This window comes from Moorena sp. SIO3B2, assembly GCF_010692525.1.
GTDB classification, from domain to species: Bacteria; Cyanobacteriota; Cyanobacteriia; order Cyanobacteriales; family Coleofasciculaceae; genus Moorena; species Moorena producens.
The window spans coordinates 1-4,533 of sequence record NZ_JAAHHE010000432.1 but is presented as its reverse complement, the minus strand read 5'-3'; the positions used below and the strand labels follow the sequence as shown (position 1 = coordinate 4,533).

Genomic DNA, 4,533 nt, shown 5'->3' with positions numbered 1-4,533 from the left:
ACAGACAAATATGCCTCGAAAATATCTTTGACGTAGGATTGGATGCCCCCTTCACACTCAAAAATCTCTAGGAAAATGAATACGTAGTTAGATGCTGTTTTCTGTGTGCCGCTCAAATTCGTTAGTTTTGAATTCGATTCACCTATCTTAGCCTCGAACTATTTCTAATAGCATTAGGGATATTAGGGAAAAACAACCAAGAACTTGTAGCCATGGCAGATACGCTTAAGATCCTACATTCCGCAGGCTGGTTGACTGACTTTAGATCATGGCGTAGGTTGGGTTGAGGCAACGAAACCCAAGACCAGTGAGGTTTTCATTGGGTTACCCTATGGCTAAGCGCTCCCTACGGGATAATCAGCATTTCAAGGGTCTTGTCAGTCAATCAGGGTTTCTATGTCTTCCCACCCCTGAGCACCTCCGATGGTGGCGCTCCAGCGCAATCATCACAATGCTCACAAATGGATGAAGTACTCCTTTGTTCCCTCACGGATCAGCCAGGTTCTCAAACTGATGGGTCAGAAGCTAGCTGAATCTGTTCACAATCGGTTGCAGGCAGCAGTGGCAAGGATTGGCGACTGGTTGCAGTTAAGTTAGTGGGGGTATCGAAGCCAAAAACCATTGGAAATTTTGAGATGACATCGGTTATTTCATATTATGGGTTCATTTTTCTTGCGTTTACCCTGATACAATTCTGGCTTGATGGTGTACAATCAGGGGAAAAAGTTCAATGTTGTGTGGGCAAAAGTGAAAATTATTACAGAAGCCAGTAGCAAGAGGTTAATATGATTGTATTAAGTGAATATTTAAAAAGCCTTGCAATTCTAGGAGGAATTATTGCGGTATTATATGTTATCACCTTTGTGATTCTTCCGCCTATATTTCGTCGATTCTCCTCTGACGCAGCAATCACAAGCTTAAAAATTATACGTCAACCTTTATTATTATTTGTACTACTTTTACGAATTCAAATTTCATTAATTCCTAAACTTAAACTAAGCGAAAATTATGAAGTTTGGGTAAATCGAGGATTAACCGCTGCAATGATTGCGATAATCACTTATGTCACCGCTCAAATTTTAACTAAAGTTATTCTCTACTACTTAAAGAAGTATTCAGAGCAAACAGAAGCCATGTGGGATGATGTTTTGCTTCCCATTCTTCAAGGCATCTTGCCTATTTTAGTCTATGTTATTGGCGGCTCACTATTCTTACAAACTTTAGGAATAAACGTGGCTGGAGTCTGGGTCGCCCTTGGAGGAGCATCTTTTATTCTTGGCTTTGCATTCAAAGATTCCCTCGCCAATTTTCTGAGCGGTTTGGTTTTATTAGTCGATACTCCTTTTCAATTTGGAGATGTGATTTTACTGTCTTCCGGTCAACTTGCAGTGATCAAAAAAGTTGGTTTGCGAGTTACTCATCTGTATGTTGTGAGTAACCACAGTGATGTCTACCTTCCTAATTCTACCTTTGAAACAAAAGAAATTGTTAATCTCACTCGTCCAACTCCCCATTATTACGATCAACTGGAACTTCCGATCATGTCAACAGTTGATCCCGGTCAAGCAATTCAGTTGATTGAAAACGTGATCTTAGCTCACCCCGACACAATGGGACTAATCGATCGCAAGCTTGAACTTTTAGAAAAGTTTTATGGATTTTCTAAGCCGGGAATCAGAGCAGAACAGAAGCGAAAAGTGGGTTTAATCCGGTTAAAAGCAGAACAAAAAGTGAATCATAAGTTAGAGGAAATTGAAAATGCGTTTGATCGCTTGTCCGAGCAAGTGGATCGGTTTGAAAATGAAGGCTTAGAATACAGTGAAATCCGTATAATTCAGGGAGATTATTTGAATATTTGTGAGCAAATGGGTTTATCGACACAAGCGGTTCGTTTGGGAAATCGTCAACGAAAATTAACTTTAGAAGAAGGAGAGCATGCCCAATCTGGAGGAGACTCCCTGATTGGTTTAGTCAGAGAATGGTATAACACCTGGTGCAAAGATCCAGATTTGTTGTTAGAAGATCATAAATTACTGCGCGAGTCTTGGGAACAAAAAATTACCATTCTTAAGCGCAAAGCCAATCAATTATGGCTGAGAGCGAATAATCTCTCCATTGATGATACCCGATTTGATGATGTTGTTGATGATCTGATTATGTGGTTACAAGAACGATTTAAACGCTCCCGCATCGAATGGCAAAATCCGAAAATTTGGATGGAAGAAATTAAGATGGTGGGAGGATCACAAATGGACTCCAACAAAGTTTTGACTGTCAAGTTTTTTGTAGATGATATTAAGCTAGAACACTGCGAGCGGGGAAATCGTGTCAAAAATGAACTTTATCGGGAACTAATTTGGCAACTCAGACAAGCTTATCTAGCCAAATAAAGCGATTGCGATCGCCGGATTGCATCCCCTATTAGGCGTAGGTAGTGGTACACAAGTAGTGACTTTAGCTCCCGTTACCTTGACCAGACCCTAGCCAAATCACTACATCTTTACCATTACCTAGGCGTAAATAGAGTTAGGGGTCATGCATGAAGCTTCCACCACCTGGCTAACCGAGGTGGTGGTGTCCTATGCTAATCTGGAACTACCGCTAGTCCACAGATCACACAAGCACGCCCAGCTTCTAGGCGGTCGTCGAGATCTTTTGCTGGAACGACCCTCGTTGCCATTTCTGCGAACGAGTTTAAGTACACCTCTAGCCCCGATGTTGTAAGCGCCGTTGAGGTCGGCATTGAAACACTTACCTGATAAGAAGGTTGCTAGGGAGTAATTTCTTGAATTTCGTTTAACCGTACCGGAGCCATCGTAGGCCAGTTTGGAAGTGTAAGCAGCCACGACTTCTACAACTTTTCCGCCAAGTTCAGTCCACTTCATTTCTGTGAAATCACGAATTTTAGCTTTGAGCCACCCGTGAAATTTCTGCCTCAGGTTAGATCTCTTTTTTCCACCTTTAGGCTTCCATCCTTTGAGGTTCTCAAACACGATTGCTTCAGAATTGAATTTCTCAGCAATCTCAACAATTCGTTTAGAAACTATATGGCTAATTTGGTTGTTGATTCTTTGGCATTTTTGGTAGGTCAAACAGCAGAAACCTTTATGAAGTTTCCCCCCTTTGCCCATAGTCTTGGAGGCTCGGACGGATACGGATCTTAGTCGTTTGTCCCTACGGTCTATGTCTCTTCCGGGGTGAACGAAATCACGGTGGATTACAGTGCCGGTGTGGGTTACAACTGCTATTGTTGCGGTGGTATTGATGCCTAGATCTACCGCAGTAACGTTGCCTTCTGGCTTGCGCTTTTCTGGCTTGCAAGCAAATGGAACAGATAAATGACAGTACCTATCATTGAATATCAATGACGGGGACATGATTTTGTTAGTCCCACAGGTGTGGCGGTTTCTTAATCCGGTAATTTGAACTTTCGTCCAGTCCCAGTTTTTACCATCAAAAACCTTAATTTCTACTTGGTCGAAACCATGTAACTTATAACACTGTCCTTTGTATAAAGCAGGATAGCAACCAGTCCCAGCATTTAGTTTTGGTGGCTTACTATCTTTTCTTTTTCTGTTTCCAGATTGCCAGTCCCTATAACGAGTGACATAGCTACTAACCTGTCCCGCCGCAAACGAGATCGCAGCCCGACGGTAGTAGCTGGGAAATTTGTAAAAAGCTTGATTGAACTGAGGGTATTTTATATTAGGTCGCTTGGCGGTTTGATGCATTAGCCGCTCTACAGCAGGAGTTAATTGATCTGCTGTCAATCCACCAAGTTCAGACCAGTGAGTGTAGATGATACCAACCAAATACTTGCAAGCCTGACGATAAACTTTGACCGTCTCCGCAAATAATTCTTTTTGCGAGGGAGAAGGATTAAGCTTCCACTTATCAGTTCTGATCACTTTGGTTGGTGTCTTCACTAATATAAAACAACTATATTAACTAATATATTAACCTATGAAAATATAGATTGCCAGAGGTTTTTTATTGTTTATTTTTTTGTTACTGGCGTGGACTAACCCCCACCTGAACGTTCGCGTAGCGTGGCCTGCGGCCAGGTGGGGGAATGCGTCTCACGTCTTGTTCAAAAATACCATAGCTCTGCGAGCTAAGCTGCGGAATGTAGGTTAAGATACTTGGCACGGAGGAAATTCTTGGAAATTGCTATCAAACAAAAATCCCACGTACATTGAGCCGTGGGATTTTCAGAAAAGCTTTTTTTTAATGACTAATCACTAACCACTCGAAATCCCACAAACTCTAGTTCAAACTCTAGTTGTAGGATGAGACTGATGGTTAAGCGAATCTTAAAACAGACCCCAAGTCAAAGACTGATCAATGGGTAAGGTAGCACCAACACCAAGCCAGATGGTGACTAGGGTACCAAATAAAAATACCGTAGTTGCCACTGGACGGCGGAATGGGTTCTGGAATTTGTTCACACCTTCGATGAAGGGAACCAGCATCAGACCCAAGGGAACTGATCCCATAGCAGCAATACCCAAAAGTTTATTAGGGAGAATCCGC

Annotated in this window: 3 protein-coding genes and 2 pseudogenes; 2 read left to right on the top strand and 3 right to left on the bottom strand. The window is 42.1% G+C overall.

Annotation, left to right across the window (positions count from 1 at the left end; genetic code table 11):
• Window positions 1-116 (bottom strand): annotated as a pseudogene (locus F6K38_RS44545) (glycosyl transferase group 1); the annotation flags it as partial.
• A gap of 307 nt (window positions 117-423) precedes the next feature.
• On the opposite strand from F6K38_RS44545, the gene F6K38_RS35430 reads away from it, so the two are divergent.
• Window positions 424-597, top strand: a complete 174-nt coding sequence (locus F6K38_RS35430) for a hypothetical protein (protein ID WP_009149157.1) — start codon at window positions 424-426, stop codon at window positions 595-597.
• Between the two features lie 188 nt (window positions 598-785).
• Window positions 786-2,390, top strand: coding sequence for a mechanosensitive ion channel family protein (locus tag F6K38_RS35425; protein WP_009149160.1), 1,605 nt, complete (start codon window positions 786-788; stop codon window positions 2,388-2,390).
• A gap of 189 nt (window positions 2,391-2,579) precedes the next feature.
• On the opposite strand, the gene F6K38_RS35420 is transcribed toward F6K38_RS35425, so the two are convergent.
• Together F6K38_RS35420 and F6K38_RS35415 are read right to left on the bottom strand one after the other, a co-directional pair.
• Window positions 2,580-3,926, bottom strand: a complete 1,347-nt coding sequence (locus F6K38_RS35420) for an IS200/IS605 family accessory protein TnpB-related protein (RefSeq protein WP_502708310.1) — start codon at window positions 3,924-3,926, stop codon at window positions 2,580-2,582.
• A 387-nt stretch (window positions 3,927-4,313) separates the two neighbouring features.
• Window positions 4,314-4,533, bottom strand: a pseudogene (locus tag F6K38_RS35415) (cytochrome b6-f complex subunit IV); the annotation flags it as partial.

Excerpts from the sequence above, each read along its gene's own strand:
- F6K38_RS35430 (WP_009149157.1), top strand. The coding sequence starts at position 424 with ATGGTGGCGCTCCAGCGCAATCATCACAATGCTCACAAATGGATGAAG.
- F6K38_RS35425 (WP_009149160.1), top strand. The coding sequence starts at position 786 with ATGATTGTATTAAGTGAATATTTAAAAAGCCTTGCAATTCTAGGAGGA.